At 45.5% G+C, this 18775-nt stretch carries 24 protein-coding genes; 14 read left to right on the top strand and 10 right to left on the bottom strand.

What is annotated here, in order from left to right; genetic code table 11:
* Positions 1-16 precede the first annotated feature (16 nt).
* From A9E74_RS14765 to A9E74_RS08810, 3 genes are read right to left on the bottom strand one after another with little or no spacing between them, the layout of a single operon-like run.
* Entirely contained in the window at positions 17-307 is a 291-nt protein-coding gene (locus A9E74_RS14765; RefSeq protein WP_245652124.1) for a YncE family protein, read from the bottom strand.
* Positions 259-1008: a YncE family protein gene (locus A9E74_RS08815; RefSeq protein ID WP_245652123.1), complete on the bottom strand. Its 750-nt coding sequence runs from the start codon at positions 1006-1008 to the stop codon at positions 259-261. Before A9E74_RS08815 ends, A9E74_RS14765 begins: the two co-directional genes overlap by 49 nt.
* Positions 1008-1571 (bottom strand): SRPBCC family protein, encoded by a 564-nt coding sequence (locus tag A9E74_RS08810; protein WP_069296263.1) that lies wholly within the window; start codon positions 1569-1571, stop codon positions 1008-1010. The genes A9E74_RS08815 and A9E74_RS08810 overlap by 1 nt, the downstream gene beginning before the upstream one ends.
* A gap of 201 nt (positions 1572-1772) precedes the next feature.
* Here A9E74_RS08810 and A9E74_RS08805 point away from each other — a divergent pair, with 201 nt between their 5' ends.
* The 10 genes from A9E74_RS08805 to hisC are packed head-to-tail and all read left to right on the top strand — an operon-like array spanning position 1773 to position 9296.
* Positions 1773-2579, top strand: a complete 807-nt coding sequence (locus A9E74_RS08805; RefSeq protein WP_069296262.1) for an ABC transporter ATP-binding protein — start codon at positions 1773-1775, stop codon at positions 2577-2579.
* Positions 2576-3358, top strand: a complete 783-nt coding sequence (gene mlaE, locus A9E74_RS08800; protein WP_069296261.1) for a lipid asymmetry maintenance ABC transporter permease subunit MlaE — start codon at positions 2576-2578, stop codon at positions 3356-3358. The genes A9E74_RS08805 and mlaE overlap by 4 nt, the downstream gene beginning before the upstream one ends.
* Complete coding sequence (mlaD, locus tag A9E74_RS08795) at positions 3359-3823, top strand: outer membrane lipid asymmetry maintenance protein MlaD (protein ID WP_069296260.1); 465 nt, start codon at positions 3359-3361, stop codon at positions 3821-3823.
* 1 nt (position 3824) lies between these two features.
* Positions 3825-4451 carry an MlaC/ttg2D family ABC transporter substrate-binding protein gene (locus A9E74_RS08790; RefSeq protein ID WP_069296259.1) on the top strand — a complete coding sequence of 209 codons (627 nt, stop codon included), beginning with the start codon at positions 3825-3827 and terminating at the stop codon, positions 4449-4451.
* Positions 4451-4744 carry an STAS domain-containing protein gene (locus tag A9E74_RS08785; RefSeq protein WP_069296258.1) on the top strand — a complete coding sequence of 98 codons (294 nt, stop codon included), beginning with the start codon at positions 4451-4453 and terminating at the stop codon, positions 4742-4744. The genes A9E74_RS08790 and A9E74_RS08785 overlap by 1 nt, the downstream gene beginning before the upstream one ends.
* Before the next feature lie 21 nt (positions 4745-4765).
* Positions 4766-4990, top strand: a complete 225-nt coding sequence (locus A9E74_RS08780) for a BolA family protein (protein ID WP_069296257.1) — start codon at positions 4766-4768, stop codon at positions 4988-4990.
* A gap of 29 nt (positions 4991-5019) precedes the next feature.
* Entirely contained in the window at positions 5020-6306 is a 1287-nt protein-coding gene (gene murA / locus A9E74_RS08775; protein WP_069296256.1) for a UDP-N-acetylglucosamine 1-carboxyvinyltransferase, read from the top strand.
* Positions 6299-6940 carry an ATP phosphoribosyltransferase gene (hisG, locus tag A9E74_RS08770; protein ID WP_069296255.1) on the top strand — a complete coding sequence of 214 codons (642 nt, stop codon included), beginning with the start codon at positions 6299-6301 and terminating at the stop codon, positions 6938-6940. Before murA ends, hisG begins: the two co-directional genes overlap by 8 nt.
* Positions 6937-8241: a histidinol dehydrogenase gene (hisD, locus tag A9E74_RS08765; RefSeq protein ID WP_069296254.1), complete on the top strand. Its 1305-nt coding sequence runs from the start codon at positions 6937-6939 to the stop codon at positions 8239-8241. The genes hisG and hisD overlap by 4 nt, the downstream gene beginning before the upstream one ends.
* On the top strand, positions 8241-9296 hold the full coding sequence (gene hisC, locus A9E74_RS08760; protein WP_069296253.1) for a histidinol-phosphate transaminase: 1056 nt from the start codon (positions 8241-8243) through the stop codon (positions 9294-9296). Before hisD ends, hisC begins: the two co-directional genes overlap by 1 nt.
* Here hisC and A9E74_RS08755 read toward each other — a convergent pair.
* Complete coding sequence (locus tag A9E74_RS08755; RefSeq protein WP_069296284.1) at positions 9293-9967, bottom strand: hypothetical protein; 675 nt, start codon at positions 9965-9967, stop codon at positions 9293-9295. The two genes, hisC and A9E74_RS08755, sit on opposite strands and share 4 nt — an antisense overlap.
* Before the next feature lie 24 nt (positions 9968-9991).
* On the opposite strand from A9E74_RS08755, the gene A9E74_RS08750 reads away from it, so the two are divergent.
* A complete protein-coding gene (locus tag A9E74_RS08750; RefSeq protein WP_069296252.1) occupies positions 9992-10753 on the top strand; it encodes a sulfite exporter TauE/SafE family protein in 762 nt (253 codons plus the stop codon).
* A 3-nt stretch (positions 10754-10756) separates the two neighbouring features.
* On the opposite strand, the gene pyrE is transcribed toward A9E74_RS08750, so the two are convergent.
* The 6 genes from pyrE to A9E74_RS08720 are packed head-to-tail and all read right to left on the bottom strand — an operon-like array spanning position 10757 to position 15320.
* The gene (gene pyrE, locus A9E74_RS08745; RefSeq protein WP_069296251.1) at positions 10757-11398 is read right to left on the bottom strand and encodes an orotate phosphoribosyltransferase; all 642 of its coding nucleotides are present in this window, start codon (positions 11396-11398) and stop codon (positions 10757-10759) included.
* Entirely contained in the window at positions 11395-11997 is a 603-nt protein-coding gene (metW, locus tag A9E74_RS08740) for a methionine biosynthesis protein MetW (protein ID WP_069296250.1), read from the bottom strand. Before metW ends, pyrE begins: the two co-directional genes overlap by 4 nt.
* Positions 11997-13145, bottom strand: a complete 1149-nt coding sequence (gene metX / locus A9E74_RS08735) for a homoserine O-succinyltransferase MetX (protein ID WP_069296249.1) — start codon at positions 13143-13145, stop codon at positions 11997-11999. The genes metW and metX overlap by 1 nt, the downstream gene beginning before the upstream one ends.
* A 24-nt stretch (positions 13146-13169) precedes the next feature.
* Positions 13170-13766, bottom strand: a complete 597-nt coding sequence (locus A9E74_RS08730; protein WP_245652122.1) for a YggT family protein — start codon at positions 13764-13766, stop codon at positions 13170-13172.
* Positions 13738-14574, bottom strand: a complete 837-nt coding sequence (proC, locus tag A9E74_RS08725) for a pyrroline-5-carboxylate reductase (RefSeq protein WP_069296247.1) — start codon at positions 14572-14574, stop codon at positions 13738-13740. The genes A9E74_RS08730 and proC overlap by 29 nt, the downstream gene beginning before the upstream one ends.
* Before the next feature lie 50 nt (positions 14575-14624).
* On the bottom strand, positions 14625-15320 hold the full coding sequence (locus A9E74_RS08720) for a YggS family pyridoxal phosphate-dependent enzyme (protein ID WP_069296246.1): 696 nt from the start codon (positions 15318-15320) through the stop codon (positions 14625-14627).
* 90 nt (positions 15321-15410) lie between these two features.
* Here A9E74_RS08720 and A9E74_RS08715 point away from each other — a divergent pair, with 90 nt between their 5' ends.
* From A9E74_RS08715 to A9E74_RS08705, 3 genes are all read left to right on the top strand, one after another.
* Positions 15411-16448, top strand: coding sequence for a type IV pilus twitching motility protein PilT (locus tag A9E74_RS08715; protein WP_069296245.1), 1038 nt, complete (start codon positions 15411-15413; stop codon positions 16446-16448).
* Positions 16449-16457: 9 nt separating this feature from the next.
* On the top strand, positions 16458-17600 hold the full coding sequence (locus A9E74_RS08710) for a PilT/PilU family type 4a pilus ATPase (protein ID WP_069296244.1): 1143 nt from the start codon (positions 16458-16460) through the stop codon (positions 17598-17600).
* A 176-nt stretch (positions 17601-17776) separates the two neighbouring features.
* Positions 17777-18628: an OmpA family protein gene (locus tag A9E74_RS08705; protein ID WP_069296243.1), complete on the top strand. Its 852-nt coding sequence runs from the start codon at positions 17777-17779 to the stop codon at positions 18626-18628.
* Positions 18629-18775: the final 147 nt, after the last annotated feature.

The raw sequence follows: 18775 nt of genomic DNA, 5'->3' as shown, positions 1-18775 counted from the left end.
GCACGGTCACAGAATATTATTGACTGATAATAAAATCGCCAAAGGCGCGGCTGCCATCTCCGGTTTTAATATCTTCAATGCGTTTACCGGTTTCAGTATCAATGATGGAAACACTGCCGCTTCCCCAGTTTGAAACATAAAGATGTTTGCCATTGGCCGTAATATCAATACCTTCAGGACTGTCATCCACCTCAATGGTGTTAATGGTCTCTGCAGCTGCAATATCAATTACAGAAACGGTGTTTTCATCCTGATTGGTTACATAAAGAAATTTGCCATCAGGCTGCTTACTGCGCAGTAAGGCCATTCTCCAACTTCAATAGTCGCGATTACCGTAAGACTATCGGTGTCGATCATGCTGACGCTATTATCCTGCACATTGACGCTGAAAAGTCGTTTGCCGTCAGCCGTTAATGCCAGGCCAAACGGGGCTTGACCCACTTCGACAGTATCAACAACTTGCTCTGTGACCGTATCAATAATGCTCACCGAATTATCATCACGATTGGCGACATATAAACGGTTTTGTGATTCGTTAAGGATCACGCCAGCGGGGGAATTACCCACATCAATACGTTTACGGATAAGTTGTTTATCCACTTCAACAACGCTGATTTTATGCTCATACCAGTCTGCCACATAGGCCAGACTGCCATCATGGTTGGTGGCAATACCGACCGGTCCTTGACCAACGGGGATCTGACTGATTTCAGTTAATTGGCGAGCATCTAATACCGAAATATTCTGGCTGTCCGGATTGCTAATTAAAACACGTTGACCATTCGGACTTAATGCCACACCAGCGGGAGCTGTTCCCACGGTGATAGTACTGACGACCGTTTTTTTATCAATATCAATCACACTGATGTCATTACTCAGCTGATTGCTGATAAACGCATAGTTGGCAGGCTCTGCACATGCTGACAGGCTAAAACTTGCAAACACAAAAAAAGCGACCCGGTTAAGGGTCGCTTTAAAAAATGCATTTTCGTTAATAGAAAAAAGCATTATTTCTCCATGATGTTTTTCAGATTTTCCAGACCGGCTTTATAAACTTCGGTCACAGCCGCAACTGCATCCGCATCAGCCTGACCTTCTGGTACAGGAGGATTGTCCATGAATGAACGGTAGAATTTTGCACGCCACATAACTTCTGTACCGCCATCAACTTCTTTTACAAACATCCATGATTTATAAGTTGAAACTGGAAGTGTGTAATAAGGTGTGTCTTTACTGTTGAAAGTGATGGTTTTAACAACACTCATACCAGTGATTTTATAGATAAGAGACATTCTCTCATCATCAACTTTTTCAAGTTCTTCAGTGATAGTTGGGTTGCCTTCACTTTTAAGCGTCAGAACGCGAACATTGTCAGCTTCCATTTCCACGCTTTCAACAGCAGGATGCCATTGATCAATAGCACTAAAGTCTTTCAACATTTCCCAGACTTTTTCTGGGGCAGCATTGATAACAACCTTTTCTTCAACTTGTTGGCGAGTAGGGCCATGTGCGGTTGCCACTAAGGGTAGAGCAATAACTGATGCAGCAACTATTTGTAAAAATTTCTTCATTAAGATTCTCCGTTTGTATCGGTAGTTTTACCACAATATCTGCAGGAACTTTGAGTCAGCATTAACAGAACAAGTTCCCGATACTTGAAATGGCGACAACACTTTAGCCGATAAACACTGGTTTTTCCACACAGCGATTTGACTTAACATCAGCGATTCAAGAAAATTAGCGGTCTTTATATTTGATATCGGCAAAAAATAATGGCACCACTGATCAAAATCAGGGATTTGCATTTTAACCGTGGCGACAAAGTTATCTTTAATGGCATAGATATTGATATCTATCAAGGTAAGGTAACCGCAATCATGGGGCCGAGCGGCACCGGCAAAACGACTTTGTTGAAACTGATCGGCGGTCAGCTGAAACCGGATAGTGGCACTGTTGAAGTTGATGGGCAGAATGTTCATAAACTGTCGCACTCAAAACTTTATGAGTTGCGCAAGCGAATGGGAATGCTGTTTCAAAGTGGTGCTTTGCTGACCGATATAAATGTTTTTGAAAATGTCGCTTTTCCTCTGCGAGAACACACAAAATTTCCGGAGTCGATGATCCGTGATTTGGTGTTGATGAAATTACAAGCCGTTGGACTGCGAAATGCGCGGGATATGATGCCCGCAGAATTGTCAGGTGGTATGGCTCGACGGGTAGCGTTGGCGCGGGCGGTGACGCTGGACCCGATGATGATTATGTATGATGAGCCATTCACTGGTCAGGATCCGATTTCAATGGGTACGCTAGTCAATCTGATTCGACGTCTAAATGATGCGATGGGCCTGACCAGTATTATCGTTTCACATGATGTGGCTGAGACGACGCAGATTGCAGATGAAATATATCTGTTATCGGGCGGCAAAGTAATCGAAAAAGGAACACCAGAAACCCTTAAAACCTCTGGTTCAGAGTGGGTGAAACAGTTTTTACAAGGTTTACCAGATGGACCGGTTCCATTTCATTATCCCGGTAATGACTTTAGTAAAGACCTGTTGAATGCAGAGGAACAACGATGATTGAGTTTTTACGCAGCCTTGGCCGTTGGGGGTTGAATACCTTTCAGCGACTTGGTCGGGGCCATATGTTCCTGGTGCAGATGATGGCAGGCATGCCCAGCCTGACATTTCGTTTCTCGCTGGTCATTCAGCAACTGTTTTATGTTGGTGTTTTATCGGTTCTGATAATACTCATATCCGGTCTGTTTGTCGGCATGGTCTTAGGACTTCAAGGTTATAATACGCTGGTTGACTTTGGGGCCGAAGAATCACTTGGTGTACTGGTCTCATTATCGCTGGTAAGAGAGCTGGGTCCTGTTGTCACCGCCTTATTATTCGCCGGGCGGGCTGGTTCTGCCTTAACTGCTGAAATTGGTTTGATGAAAAGCACGGAACAGTTGTCAGGTATGGAAATGATGGCTGTTGATCCGATGAAACGTATCATTGCTCCAAGATTTTTGGCAGGCCTGATTTCCATGCCTTTGTTGGCAGCCATTTTCAGTGCTGTTGGCATTTTCGGTGCTTTTCTTATAGGTCATGGCTTGTTAGGTGTTGATGATGGCGCTTTCTGGTCTCAAATGCAGGCAAAAACGGATTGGTACGAAGACATACTGAACGGTGTGATTAAAAGTATTGTGTTTGGTTTTGTAGTGACCTGGATCGCTTTATTTGAAGGTTATGACGCAACACCTACTTCGGAAGGTGTGGGGCGTGCCACAACGCGGACAGTTGTCCATTCCGCTTTTGCAATTCTCGGCCTGGACTTTGTTCTGACTGCGTTGATGTTTGGAGATATTTAAATGAATTCAAAAAGAAGTACCGAAATCCTGGTTGGCTTGTTTGTTGCTGCCGGTATTGCTGCCTTATTCGTCCTGGCAATGAAGGTAAGCAACTTAGGTGATTTTACCGATGATAAAGGCTATGAGGTTGTCGCAAACTTTCAGAATATTGGTGGTCTAAAACCGCGTTCGCCAGTAACAATGGCCGGAGTCAGAGTTGGACGGGTTACCTCTATCTCTCTTGATCCAGACACTTACGATGCCAAGGTCACGATTAATATTTACCGTCAATATGACAATATTCCGGTAGACACCTCAGCCAGTATTTTTACGGCTGGCTTATTAGGTGAGCAATACATAAGTTTGTCTCCAGGTGCGGATGATTTTTACCTGGAAGATGGCGACGTCATTGATTTGACTCAACCCGCAGTTGTATTGGAACAGGTGATTGGCCAATTCTTATACAGCACCGCAGAAGGTGATTAAGATGATTAATATCAAACAATTTTCAATACAGTTGGTGGCGGCAGGCTTTTTGGCGTTAATGGCTTTCAGCGCTTCAGCCCAAGCTATGCCAGAGCCACAAGCTTTAGTGAAAGAAGCATCAGACAATATGCTGAAAGCACTTAAGGATCACGAAGCTGAACTGGACCAGGATCCTCAGAAGATTTTTTCGCTGGTTCAGGAAATTCTAATTCCACATTTTGACTTTGAACGTATGGCAAGATTGGCTCTGGGTCGCAGCTGGCGTGATGCTTCAGCGGAACAACAGACAAAGTTTGTTGAGGAGTTCCGCCTGTTGCTGGTTAGAACCTATGCTACGGCTATGCTGGAATACACCAATGAAGAAATCCGCTTTTTACCATTCCGTGATGATGTTGAAAAAGGCCGGGTAAATGTGCCGATGGAAGTTGTTCAGCCAAATGGCCCCTCAATTCCGATGGCGTTGTCGCTGTATAAAAACAACAAGGATGAGTGGAAAGTTTACGACGTTAGAATTGAAGGTATCAGTCTGGTCACCAACTACCGTTCATCATTTAATCGTGATATTCGCACCAGCGGCATGGATGCACTGATTGAAAACCTATCAAAACGTAATGATCGAGCCAGATAATGAAGCTGATCTTTGATGAAACGTCAAAACGCATTCTGGTTGCCGGTGAGCTGTCTTTTGATACAGCGGTTAGCGGCATTGATATGACAAAAGAGCTGTTTGCGGAAACAGCTCTTCTTGATGTAGACCTCGGTGAGGTTACTCATAGCGATAGTGCTGGCCTGGCTTTACTGATTGAATGGATGCGTCAGGCACAGCAACTCAATAAACCGATTCGTTTTTTTAATATGCCTGCACAGATGCTAGCGATGGCTGAAGCAAGCGGCTTGGAAGAACTTCTTCCCCTGCAATAAATTTACTAAAAGTGGTGATACATGAAAGCAGCAGATATCAAAGCAATGATTGAAGCAGGCTTACCTGATGCTGATGTCGAAGTGTTTGGTGAAGATGGCCAGCATTTTGATGCACGGGTTTTTAGTCCGTCATTCTCTGGAAAAAGCTTGATAGAACAACATCGCGCTGTCAAAGCCACATTAGGTGACAGTTTTACCAGTGGCGCTGTACATGCATTGTCACTGAAAACCGGTGTCTCTCGCTAAACCAATCCTTTTTCTTCCAGAGCAAACTCATGGACAAATTAATTATTAGAGGTGGTGTCGCGCTTGATGGCGAGATCCGGATTTCAGGTGCCAAGAATGCGGCCCTGCCAATACTGATGGGGGCTTTATTAGCCGATTCGCCAGTGCGTATTGGCAATGTCCCGCACTTGCATGACATAACCACCACTTTGGAGCTGTTAGGCCGGATGGGAGTCACCCTTACGGTTGATGAACGTTCCGGTGTGTTAATTGATCCATCAACATTAACCATCACTGAAGCCGCTTATGATTTGGTGAAAACCATGCGGGCCTCCATTTTGGTGCTAGGGCCTCTGTTAGCCAAATTTGGCAAAGCCGATGTCTCATTACCTGGTGGTTGTGCCATCGGCTCACGTCCTGTGGATTTACATTTGCGTGGTCTGGAGCAGATGGGCGCTGAAATCAAAGTTGAAAATGGTTATATCCGCGCAACCAGTGGTGAAGGTCTTAAAGGTGCTCACATCTTTATGGACCAAGTCACCGTAACCGGAACAGAAAACCTGATGATGGCTGCGACACTGGCTTCAGGTACCACCATTATTGAAAATGCTGCCCGTGAGCCCGAGGTGGTGGATTTAGCTAAATATCTAAATCAAATGGGCGCAAAAATTACCGGCGCCGGCTCGACAACGATTCATATTGAAGGCGTTGAAAAGCTTAATGGCACGCATTATGCGATTTTGCCAGATCGTATTGAAACCGGTACCTATCTGGTCGCTGCAGCGATAACCCGTGGTCGAGTCAAACTCAAAGACACCGATGCCAATCAGTTAGAAGCAGTACTGCTCAAGCTGGAAGAAGCCGGTGCTAAAATCGAAGTAGGAGAGGATTGGATTACTTTGGATATGGAAGGCAGAAGGCCTAAGGCGGTTAATATCCGTACAGCGCCATATCCTGCATTCCCGACCGATATGCAGGCCCAGTTTACTGCGCTGAACAGTATTGCCGAAGGTCAGGCAACTATCGTTGAAACGGTATTTGAAAACCGCTTTATGCATGTGCAGGAAATGCAACGGATGGGCGCTAATCTTCAAATCGAAGGTAATACGGTGGTTTGTAAAGGCCAGGATAAACTGACTGCAGCGCCAGTAATGGCTACAGATCTACGTGCATCAGCCTGTCTGGTTTTGGCGGCTTTGGTTGCCGAAGGGGAAACTCAGGTAGAACGTATCTACCATATTGACCGTGGTTACGAATGTATTGAAGAAAAACTGCAGCAACTGGGAGCGCGGATTCGCCGTATACCGACGCAGGCAAGGACGGCGTCCAATGGCTGAAATGTTAACGCTGGCGCTTTCTAAAGGACGAATCTTTGAGGAAACCTTACCGCTATTAAAGGCGGCTGGTATTGAACCGCTTGATGACCCGGAAAAAAGCCGCAAATTAATATTAGAAACCAATCTGCCTGATGTTCGATTGATTATTGTGCGCGCGTCCGATGTACCGACCTATGTTGAATATGGTGGCGCGGATATGGGTGTGGCTGGCAAAGATGTATTAATGGAGCATCCTACTGCTGAGCTGTATGAGCCGGTTGATTTGAAGATTGCTTGCTGCAAATTGATGACAGCCGGTAAACAAAATGCAGAGCCTCCTCAAGGTCGTTTGAAAGTGGCCACCAAGTTTGTCGAAAGCACTAAACGTTTTTATGCGGAACAGGGCCAACAGGTCGAGATCATTAAGTTGTATGGCTCAATGGAACTCGCGCCGTTAGTCGGTATGGCCGATCGGATTGTCGATGTGGTTGACACTGGCAATACCCTGCGAGCCAATGGGTTAATTCCCATGGAACATATTGCGGATATAAGTTCGCGTTTGGTGGTCAATAAGGCATCGATGAAAACCAAGCATGCGCGGATCCAGCAATTTATTGAGCAGATTCGCAACGCAGTAAAAGAGCAGCAAAAATGAACCAAATGAGTGAATTGAATTTTCAGCAAGCCGATTTCTGGTCCAAGCTCTCTGAGCTATTGGCCTGGGAAGGTGTGTCTGATGCAGCAATTACCGAGACCGTTAGAAATATCCTGGCAGATGTGAAACAGCGTGGCGATCAAGCGGTGGTTGAATACAGTCAACGTTTTGATCGGGTTAAAGCAACCGCTATGGCTGAACTGGAAATTCCATTAACCCGCGCAGCAGCAGCATTGGAATCTATTCCAGCTGAACAACGTCAGGCTCTGGAGCAGGCTGCAGAACGAGTGCGCCGCTACCATGAACACCAAAAGCAGGAATCCTGGCATTACACAGAAGCTGATGGAACCTTGTTGGGACAACAAGTCACACCATTGGATCGCGCCGGCTTATACGTACCGGGTGGTAAAGCCGCTTATCCTTCATCGGTATTGATGAATGCTATTCCAGCCAAAGTTGCTGGGGTGCAGGAATTGATCATGGTAGTACCAACCCCGGATGATGAAGTGAATGATCTGGTATTAGCGGCTGCTGCAATTGCTGGTGTAGATCGTATTTTTGCCATTGGCGGCGCTCAGGCCGTCGCAGCATTGGCTTATGGTACGGAAACCATTCCACAGGTCGATAAAATTGTAGGGCCGGGGAATATCTTTGTTGCAACTGCTAAAGGCATGGTCTTTGGTACGGTTGGCATTGATATGATCGCCGGACCATCAGAAATTCTGGTGATTTGTGATGGCAAGACCGATCCGGACTGGATCGCCATGGACCTTTTCTCTCAAGCTGAACATGATGAAGATGCCCAGTCGATTCTGATTTCACCGGATGCAGATTTTTTGCAGAAAGTGAAAGAATCGGTTGCCCGTTTGCTACCCACCATGGAACGCAAAGCAATTATCGAAACTTCGCTGAAAAATCGTGGCGCAATGATTCTGGTTGATGATATGCAGCAGGCGGTTGAAGTCTGTAATTACATTGCGCCAGAGCATTTGGAATTGTCAGTTGATGAACCGATGGAAATGGCTAAACAAATTCGCCATGCGGGTGCGATTTTTATGGGCCGATATACACCTGAAGCTTTGGGTGATTATTGTGCCGGACCAAATCACGTCTTGCCGACGTCACGCACCGCACGTTTCAGTTCGCCTTTAGGTGTATATGATTTTCAAAAACGTTCCAGCTTGATTCAGGTGTCATCACAAGGGGCACAAAGTCTGGGTAAGATTGCATCAGTGTTGGCTCGCGGTGAGAGTCTGACCGCGCATGCACGCAGCGCTGAGTATCGTTTACAGGAAAAATAATGAGCCGCTTCTGGAGTGATTTTGTTCATTCGTTAGAACCTTATGTGCCGGGTGAACAACCACGCGGCCATAATCTGGTGAAGCTCAATACCAACGAAAATCCGTTTGGACCGTCACCCAAAGTGCTGGAAGCCATTCGCATGGCAACTACTGAACGTTTACGCTTGTATCCGGTGCCTGATGGCGGCCCGCTCAAACAGGCGATTGCCGATTATCATAATGTGCCAGCGGAAAGCGTGTTTGTCGGTAACGGTTCAGATGAAGTGCTGGCACATGTATTTAATGCCCTGTTCAAACACGACAAACCGGTGTTGTTTCCGGATGTCACCTACAGCTTTTATCCAGTGTATTGTCAGCTATACGAGATAGAATCGGTTCTCGTGCCGTTGAATGCTGATTTTGAAATCGATATCACCGATTATCAACGCGATAACGGCGGCATTATTCTGCCTAACCCCAATGCCCCAACCGGTTGTTTGTTATCACTGGATGATATCCGGCGAATGGTCGAAATGAACCGAGATTCGGTGGTGGTCATTGATGAAGCTTATATCGATTTTGGGGGTGAAACAGCAATCCCGTTAACCCAGCGATTCCCCAATCTGCTGGTCACTCAAACATTGTCTAAATCACGCTCCCTGGCTGGAATGCGTATCGGCTTTGCCATAGGACATCCAGAGTTGATTGAGGCCTTGGTGAGAGTTAAGGACAGCTTTAATTCTTATCCACTCGATAGTCTGGCGATTGCTGCCGGCGTTGCAGCGTATCAGGATGAAGCTTACTTTAAACAATGCCAGCAGCAAGTGATTACTGAACGCGAATGGTTGACGCAATCGTTACAGGAATTGGGTTTTGAGGTGTTACCCTCAGCAGCAAATTTTGTCTTTACCCGTCATCCTCAGCATGATGCCGCTACCTTGGCTGCCGGATTACGCGATAAAGGTGTGATTGTTCGGCACTTTAAAAAGCCGAGAATTGATCAGTTTTTACGGATCAGTATTGGTAACCACACTGAAAATCAGTTGTTAATGAGTCAACTGGATTTGCTGATTTAATCGCTAGCAGGCGATGAACCTAATAGTTCACGCAGCCGTTGTAAATCCAATTCATATTGCTGTTTAAGGGTGGTAATTTCTGTTTGTAATTGATCTATAGTTGATTGATTGTTGTCCAGTTCTTGCTGCGCTGCCTGCAGGCGACTTTTCAGGTTATCGCTAAGCCCAACGCCGCTCAATTCATTATCCGCAGCTTGTCGTTGTGCTTGCTGTAAGCGCTGTTGTAAACCTTTGCGTTTGCCGTTCAATACTTCCAAACGTTTTTCACGGTATAGCAGATCTTTATCGCGTTCATTCAGCAGATCCTGTTCTGATTGATAGGCCGACAATAGATTATGATCGTAAATGGCACGTTTACGACGTTCTTCCGCCGCCATTTTGGCGGCTTGCTCGGCTTGTTTCTGCGCCTCTAAATCCAATTTTCTTTGCTTATCTCGCTCAATGATTTGTGCCTCAGTGAGGGCCGGCGGCACCCGCTGAATAACTCGCATCGATTTCTCATCCAGAATATCGTAACCTTGCTGGGCAACTTCAGGCGGCAAGGTTTTACTTATAGTTGGAATACCACTTTCATCAGTAAAACGGTAAAGTTGTGCCGCGGATACAGTAGTTGCAATAAACAATGTCGCGCTTAGCATCGACGCCAGTACAAAGCGTATTGAAATCATCATTATTTCCCAGAGAGCCTTGTTAATTTGAGCTTTGTTGAACATTTTATTCTGTTTGTTATTTCTTTGCTGGCAAATACTTTTTCGGCATTGAGTGGCGGCGGTGCAGGTTTAATCCAGTTTCCGGTACTGATTTTCCTAGGCCTAACCTTCTCTGTAGCCTTGGCAACGCATAAAGTGGCCAGTGTCGCTCTGGGATTAGGCGCAGCTTTACGTTATATCTCAACCAGTCGGCTGGAACGTCATTTTGTCGTTTTACTGTTAGTGGCTGGGCTGCCGGGAGTGGTGATTGGCGGCAGTGTGATCTTAATGGTGCCAGACAGAATCGCAGAGATTGCCTTAGGCATATTAACCGGTTCATTGGGAATTTATTCGTTGTTTAAACCGGCATTAGGACAAATTTATTTACCGCTGCACCGTGAACGGCATGGTTATCTATGGGGGGCGGTAGTTCTATTCTTTTTGGGCATTCTTAATGGTTCGCTGACTTCCGGAACCGGATTGTTTGTCACCCTGTGGTTGATATTATGGTTTGGCATGGATTATCAGCGTGCAGTCGCCTACACACTGATTCTGGTTGGAGTCTTCTGGAATGGTGCCGGAGCAATTACCTTGGGTATTTTGGGTGAGATCCGCTGGGATTGGTTACCAGCTTTAATACTCGGATCTTTTTTAGGTGGTTATCTCGGATCGCATTTAGCACTGCGCTGGGGCAACCGCTGGATCAAACGCAGTTTTGAAATCGTCACTTTGTTAATTGCAGTCAGATTGATTTGGGGGCCATTCTAAATCTCAGACCCCATATTTTTCCCGGTAAGCTTTTACAGCCGGCAAGTGTTGCTGCAACTCAGGGTTATCCTGCAGATAGCTGAGCAAGTCATTCAAACAGATAATGCTCACCACAGGAATATGATGTGTTTGTTCGACCTGTTGAATCGCCGATAACTCGCCTTGGCCGCGTTCCTGACGATCCAGTGCAATGATGACACCGGCAGGTTCAGCACCCGCTGCGCGGATAATTTCAACCGACTCTCCTACTGAAGTGCCGGCGGAAATGACATCATCAATAATCAGTACTTTACCTTGCAGCTCGGCCCCAACTAATTGTCCGCCCTCACCATGATCTTTTTTCTCTTTGCGGTTAAACACATAGGGTACATCCCGATCATATTGATCAGCGAGAGCAACAACGGTTGTGGATGCCAGCGGAATGCCCTTGTATGCCGGGCCAAACAATACGTTATAGTCGAGACTGGACTCACTAATCGCCTGAGCATAAAAACGGCCTAGGCGTGCCAGTGATGCACCACTGTTAAACAAACCGCTATTAAAAAAATACGGGCTGATCCGTCCGGATTTGAGGGTGAACTCGCCAAAACGCAAAACACCGGTTTGCAGTGCGAATTCAATAAAGTCGTGTTGATAATCTTTCATGATTTTCCGTTATGAATTAAATACACCGCAATCTGACCGAACAGGTTGGGCAATAAACGTATACCCAGAGTATCTTTGTGTTCATGATTGACCACGCTGCGGTTGACCACACTAAAACCGTATTGGTCACAAATTTTCTCAAAATCTTTCAAAGTACAAAGATGGATGTTTGGTGTATCAAACCAGGCATTGGGCAAGTTCTTAGATACCGGCATTTTGCCACCCAGTCCGAGTTGAACACGGCATTGCCAATGACCGAAATTTGGAAAACCGATAATGCCTTGCTTGCCAACCCGCATGATTTCACGCAGCAGAAAATCCGGTCTTTTCACCGCCTGCAGGGTTTGTGACAAGATGACAAAATCAAAACTTTGATCGGCAAATTGCCCGAGGCCAACATCCAAATCGGCCTGAATTACATTGACGCCGCTATGGATACATTCGGTAAATTTGCTGTTATCAATTTCCAGCCCGTAGCCGGTAACGTTACGTTGCTGAAGATGCTTTAACAAAGCACCATTTCCACAGCCCAGATCCAGAACATGGGCGTTATCGGGGATCCAATCACTGATTATTTGTAAATCAACACGTAAGGTCATCAGCCATTCACCTCTTTCGCGACTTGCTGCATATAGCTGGCAAAGATTTCCATATAACGGGGGATCGGCATTAGAAAAGCATCATGGCCTTGAGTCGCCTCAATCTCGGCATAACTGACAGACTTGCCAGCACTGAGCAGGGCATTGACGATTTCCAAAGAGCGTAACGGTGAAAAACGCCAGTCACTGGTAAATGAAATGATTAACGATTTAGCCTGAATCGCTTTGACGGCTTGGGTCAGATCGTCATTAAATTCCTTGGCCGGATCAAAATAATCCAAGGCCTTGGTCATCAATAAATAGGTATTGGCATCAAAGCGCTCGACAAAGCTGATGCTTTGATAACGCAAATAACTTTCGATTTGGAATTCAACATCATAACCATATTGAATTTTGCCACTACGCAATTCGCGGCCAAATTTTTCTCCCATCGCTTCATCAGAAAGATAGGTGATATGTCCCAACATTCGGGCGAGGCCTAATCCTTGCCGAGGCACGGTATTAAATTCCTGATAACGACCTTGGTGAAATTCCGGATCAGATTTAATGGCGGTGCGGGCGACTTCATTAAAGGCAATATTCTGTGCTGATAATTTGGGTGCTGCAGCAATAACCAGAACATGGGCAACCCGATCTGGTAACGATATAGCCCAATGCAAAGCCTGCATCCCACCCAGACTACCGCCAACAACGGCAGCCCATTTCTGAATAGCTAATGAATCCGCGAGGATCGCCTGGCTTTTAACCCAGTCAGTTACTGTCACAATCGGAAAATCAGGTCCGTATAATTTGCCTGTTTCCGGATTAATGGTATTCGGGCCAGATGAGCCTTTACAGCCACCCAGATTATTGGGACAAACTACAAAAAAATGATTGGTATCGATAGCTTTACCAGGACCAATCGCACTGTCCCACCAACCTGGTTTGCGTTCTTCCAGAGAATTAAACCCGGCAGCATGATGATCCCCCGACAACGCATGGCAAATCAATACGGCATTGCTTTTATCAGTATTTAACTGGCCATAGGTTTCATAAATTAAATCAAACTGTGGCAGCGTTCGACCGCATTCCAGATCTAATGGCGTCTCAACATGCAAATGAGAAGGGGTTACCAATCCGACCGAGTCAGCTGGTAGGGAGTCCGACATAATGTGCTGTGTCCTATAACAAAATTAATATTGTGGATATACGGGGCCGAGCAGCAACGGCATCACCAGCATCGACAAAACCTGAAGACCTAATATGACTACTAGCGGCGATAAATCAATACCGCCCAGTAATGGCATTCTGCGGCGTACTGGTTCAAGTAAAGGGGCATTGATTGCCTGAATCAAACTGGCCACCGGATTATAACCTTGTGGTGCCAGCCAGCTGAGTAGAACTTCAATAATAATGGTCACGGTAAACAAGCTGATAAACAAGGAAAATAATTCAGCAGCAGTCAGTAATACCAATCCACTTATTGCAGGCCAGGCACCTGCCAGACTTAACAGTAAAGTCAGTTTGACCAGGGTGACCAGAACCAACAATAAAAACACAGCGGAATCAAATTTTCGTGAGCGTGGCATGAAGCTTCGCAATGGCGCACATAACGGTTCGGTAATACGAATAATGGTTTGTATTAAAGGATGAGTGAACGGCGTTCTGATAAGTGGCAGCAGCAAACGTACTGCAACAATATACATATAAAGTTGAAATAGCGTTTCTATCAGAAACATCAATGGATTGGAAAAATAACTGTTAGGCATGATGATCTTGTCCCAATTCATTGGCCAGCTCACGTGCCCGTAATGCTGCCGCAACTAATGCATTTTCAAATAAGCCGTGTAAACCACCATCTTCCAGTTCATGAATGGCTCTTTCGGTGGTGCCGCCTGGAGAGGTGACCTGTTTTCTCAAGGTGCTTGCAGGTTCACCGCTTTCCAGAGCCATTTTAGCGGCTCCAAATGCTGTTTCCAAACATAATAATCGCGCAGTTTCTTGTGGCAATCCAAGTTCGATGGCGGCTTTTTCCATGGCTTCCATTACCAGAAAGAAATAGGCCGGACCACTACCTGATAAGGCCGTTACCGCATCCATATGTTTTTCATCCTGCAACCAGATGGCCAAACCACAGGCACGTAGAATGGATTCAGCCAATTCATGTTGCTGATGCGTGACATGTTCATTGGCAAATAAAGCCGTTGCCCCCGCTTCTACCAACGCGGGAGTATTTGGCATGGCACGGACAATAGACGATTGACTCTTACCCAACCAGCGATTGATGTCTTCGATACGAATCCCGGCAGCAATTGAAATCATCAATTGGTCTGGCTGCCAATCAGCGCTTAATTCTCGTACCACATCCTGCAGTTGTTGCGGTTTTACAGCGAGAATAACTACATCAACACCTTCAATCGCTTGTTGATTGCTAGTAAAAGTTGTTACCGGATAACGATTCGTCAGAGTTTCAAGTGTTGCGGTTTGCATATCAGCAACATGGATGTTTTCAGCAGACATTCCATTGGCAATTAAGCCGCCAATTAAACTCCGCGCCATATTTCCACCGCCGATAAAGGCGAGCTTACAAGGTATCATTTAGGCTTTCTCCATTGGCATATGCTGTTAGCGGTGTAGTGTACTGGTTATTATTTATTGGGTGTATGTCTGTCGCCAAACAAGGCGGTGCCAATCCTGACCATGGTACTGCCTTGAATAATGGCTGCCTGCATATCTGCGGACATACCCATCGACAAAGTATCAACTTCTGGATGGGCTGATTTCAATTGGTAGAACAGTTGCTGCGCTCGACCAAAAGCATCCAGTTGTTGCTCTTCTGTTTCTGCAATAGCAGGAATAACCATTAAACCTCGCAGACAAAGATTATCCAACTGACTCACGGCTGCGGCGAGCTCCATTAAGTTATCGGGAGTTACACCTGCTTTGCTGGATTCGTTATCAATATTCACTTGCAGACAAATATTCAGTGCCGGCTTTTGCGCTGGTCGCTGGGAAGACAACCTCTGGGCAATTTTCAATCGATCAACACTTTCCACCCAATCAAAATGTGCGGCGATTTCCCGTGTTTTGTTAGATTGTACTGGTCCAATAAAATGCCACTCCAGAATTAAATCGTCTAACGCAGCGATTTTTTCCAAGGCTTCCTGCAAATAATTTTCACCAAAGCGTGATTGACCTGCTTCAGCTAATTCACGAAGTCGAGAAGCTGGCCAGGTTTTACTGACCGCCAGTAATTTAACGGAACCTTCGGGACGGTTCGCACGTTGTTCTGCCGATTTGATGAAGTTCATCACAGATTGCAGGCGTGTTTTTGAATTTGTCATGTTGCAAGCCAGTCAGGAGCGCGCTACCTTTAGCGGTATTCGCTATGTTGTCAGGGACAGGTAGCTGTCGTTATTGAATAAGGAATGTGCATGGATATTACTGAATTGCTGACCTTTAGTGCAAAAAACAATGCGTCGGATTTGCACATTTCCGCTGGTGAACCGCCGATGATTCGTGTTGATGGTGATATTAAACGCATCAATTTGCCAGCGATGGACCATAAAGAAGTCCACGCCATGGTATATGACATCATGAATGATCGTCAGCGTAAGGATTTTGAAGAGTTTCTCGAGGCTGACTTTTCGTTTGAGATCCCTAATCTGGCGCGTTTCCGGGTTAATGTATTCAACCAGAATCGTGGTGCTGCTGCGGTTTTCCGGACCATTCCCTCGACTGTTTTGACGCTGGAAGAATTAGGTGCACCGGAGATTTTCAAACAGATTTCGGATAATAATCGAGGCATTGTGCTGGTGACCGGTCCTACCGGTTCCGGTAAGTCAACAACGTTAGCGGCGATGATTAATTATCGAAATGAAAAAGATAACGAACATATCCTGACCATTGAAGATCCAATTGAATTCGTTCATCGCAGTAAAAAATGTCTGATTAATCAGCGTGAAGTTCATCGCGATACCCATGGTTTCAGTGAAGCGTTACGAAGTGCTTTGCGGGAGGATCCCGATATCATCCTGGTGGGTGAGTTACGTGATTTGGAAACCATCCGCTTGGCGCTCACCGCCGCAGAAACTGGTCACTTGGTGTTTGGCACTCTCCATACTTCTTCGGCGGCAAAAACCATTGACCGCATTATCGACGTGTTCCCGGCCGCTGAAAAAGACATGGTACGTTCGATGCTGTCAGAATCGTTACGCGCTGTTATCTCTCAAACCCTATTAAAAAAAGTAGGTGGTGGCCGAATCGCTGCGCATGAAATCATGATCGGCACTCCGGCAATCCGTAATTTAATTCGAGAAGACAAGGTTCCACAGATGTATTCTTCGATTCAAACCGGAGGGGCTTTAGGTATGCAGACTTTGGATCAATGTTTACAGGATTTGATACGCCGGCAACAAATCACCAAGCATGAAGCCTTACCACGTGCCGTGAATAAGGATTTGTTCCGTTAGGAGAACATGATGGAAATTGTCACAATTCTTAAAGCGGCAGTGAAACACGAGGCCTCTGATATCTTTATCACCTCAGGCCGACCAGCTACATTAAAAGTAAATGGCCGAATGGCTACACTTTCTCAGGAACCTTTAACTGAAGAAGAAGCGCGTGAACTGGTGTTAAGCACCATGAACGATGAACAAAAACGCACTTTTGAACGTGATAAAGAATGCAATTACGCGATAGATACTAAAGGAGCCGGACGTTTCCGGGTAAGCGCACTTTATCAGCGTAGTCGGATTGCCATGGTGCTGCGACTGGTTAAAGGTGAGATACCTACTATTGAAGAACTGCATGTTCCTGAGATCATCAAAGAGCTTGCCATGACAAAACGCGGACTAGTGATGTTTGTCGGTGCAACGGGAAGTGGTAAATCAACAACGCTGGCTGCAATGATTGGCTATCGTAATCAAAATAGTACCGGACATATTTTAACTATCGAAGACCCGATAGAGTTTGATCACAAGCATGCCGGGTGTGTAGTTACGCAACGTGAAGTTGGTGTAGATACTGACTCCTACGAAATTGCGTTAAAGAACTCATTACGACAAGCGCCTGATGTCATTATGATCGGTGAAATCCGTAGCCGAGATACGATGGATTACGGTATTTCCTTTGCTGAAACAGGTCATTTATGTCTTTCCACGTTGCATGCTAACAATGCCAATCAGGCTATGGAGCGGGTAATTAACTTTTTCCCAGAAGATCGGCACCAGCAATTGTTTTTGGATTTGTCTCTCAATCTAAAAGCGGTTGTCGCACAACGCTTGATTCCCAAAAAAGACGGATCAGGGCGTGCGGTGGCTGTAGAGGTTTTATTAAACACGCCGCTGGTCGGGGATCTCATTGAAAAAGGCAAGGTCGCTGAAATCAAGGACGTTATGAAGCGTTCTCGTGAGTTGGGAATGCAGACTTTTGACCAATCATTGTATGATTTATATAAAGCGGGTGAAATTTCCTACGAAGATGCGCTGCGAAATGCAGACTCAAGTAATGAAGTCAGGCTAATGATAAAATTAGGTTCCGATAGTGGTGAACTCCCAGCAGAAGCCGGTGCCCAAGCTTTATCCCTCGAAACAGAAACCGAAACTATGGGTACGCGTTTTTAGTTTTTCAGGGATTTTAAAAAAAGGTAAATATGTCTTTTTTTAATATGTTACACTTGAATTGTAAATCGTAATATTATGATTCCTAAGTACAGAAACCCTAATGTGTTCAAGGTGTCAGCCTAGACATCGGCAAGCGATTAACAATACTAAGCAATAAATCTAAAGGAATAAAAACTATGAATATTTCAGTAAAATTAACCGCAGCACTGCTGACGATTGGTTTGCTGGCTGGTTGTGCAGGCCCAAATCAGCGTGCGTACGATAACTACACTTTATGTTCCGCTCTTGGTGGTGCTGTAGCTGGTGCCGCAGTTGGTGCCGTTTCAAGTGGTGGTTCAGGTGCAGTTGGTGGTGCAGCAGTCGGTGCAGCGTTGGCATTATTACTTTGCTCAACTGATGAAGCTAAAGCAGAAACAGTAGTAGCCGCAGAGAAAGCAGTATGTGAACATGAACCTGTTCCAGGTGCGTTACTTGACGCTCGTGGTTGTGCAATGGACTCAGATGGCGATGGCGTTGTTGATGGCATCGATATGTGTGCAAACACTCCAGCTGGTGTAACTGTTGATGAAGTCGGTTGCCCGATTGATTCTGACAAAGATGGCGTGCCAGATTACAGAGATCTTTGCCCTAACACTCCACAAGGTGTGATTGTTGATGAAGATGGTTGCCCAATTGCTGGTCAAACTATTCTGTCATTAACAGGCGTAAACTTTGAGTTTGATAAAGCTGACCTGACATCAGAAGCTCGTACTATCTTGGATGATGCTGTTACAGCGTTACTGAACACTGATGAAGTGGTTGAAGTACGTGTTGAAGGTCACACTGATAGCATTGGTTCTGAAGAGTACAACCAAAAGCTTTCACAACGTCGTTCAGAATCAGTTGTTGAATACCTTGTTTCTAAAGGTGTTAACGGTAATAACTTGATTCCAGTTGGTATGGGTGAAACCTCACCAATTGCTAACAATGATACTGACGCCGGTCGTGCATTAAACCGTCGCGTTGACTTTATTGTTAACACAAAATAACAGCATCTTTTAAGTTGTTACGGAAAAGGCCCTTAACCGGGCCTTTTTTGTGTCTGATGATTTTGATTTATAACAGGCAAGTAGCCGTTAAAATTTTCTTGGCGTTAATCCCAGCATAAATAAAAGTACTTAGTTAACCTACTTAAA

It is taken from the genome of Methylophaga muralis, assembly GCF_001720165.1.
In the GTDB taxonomy this organism is placed as follows: Bacteria; Pseudomonadota; Gammaproteobacteria; order Nitrosococcales; family Methylophagaceae; genus Methylophaga; species Methylophaga muralis.
Note: the sequence above shows the minus strand (reverse complement) of the source record. Positions and strands in the feature narration are given on the sequence as shown.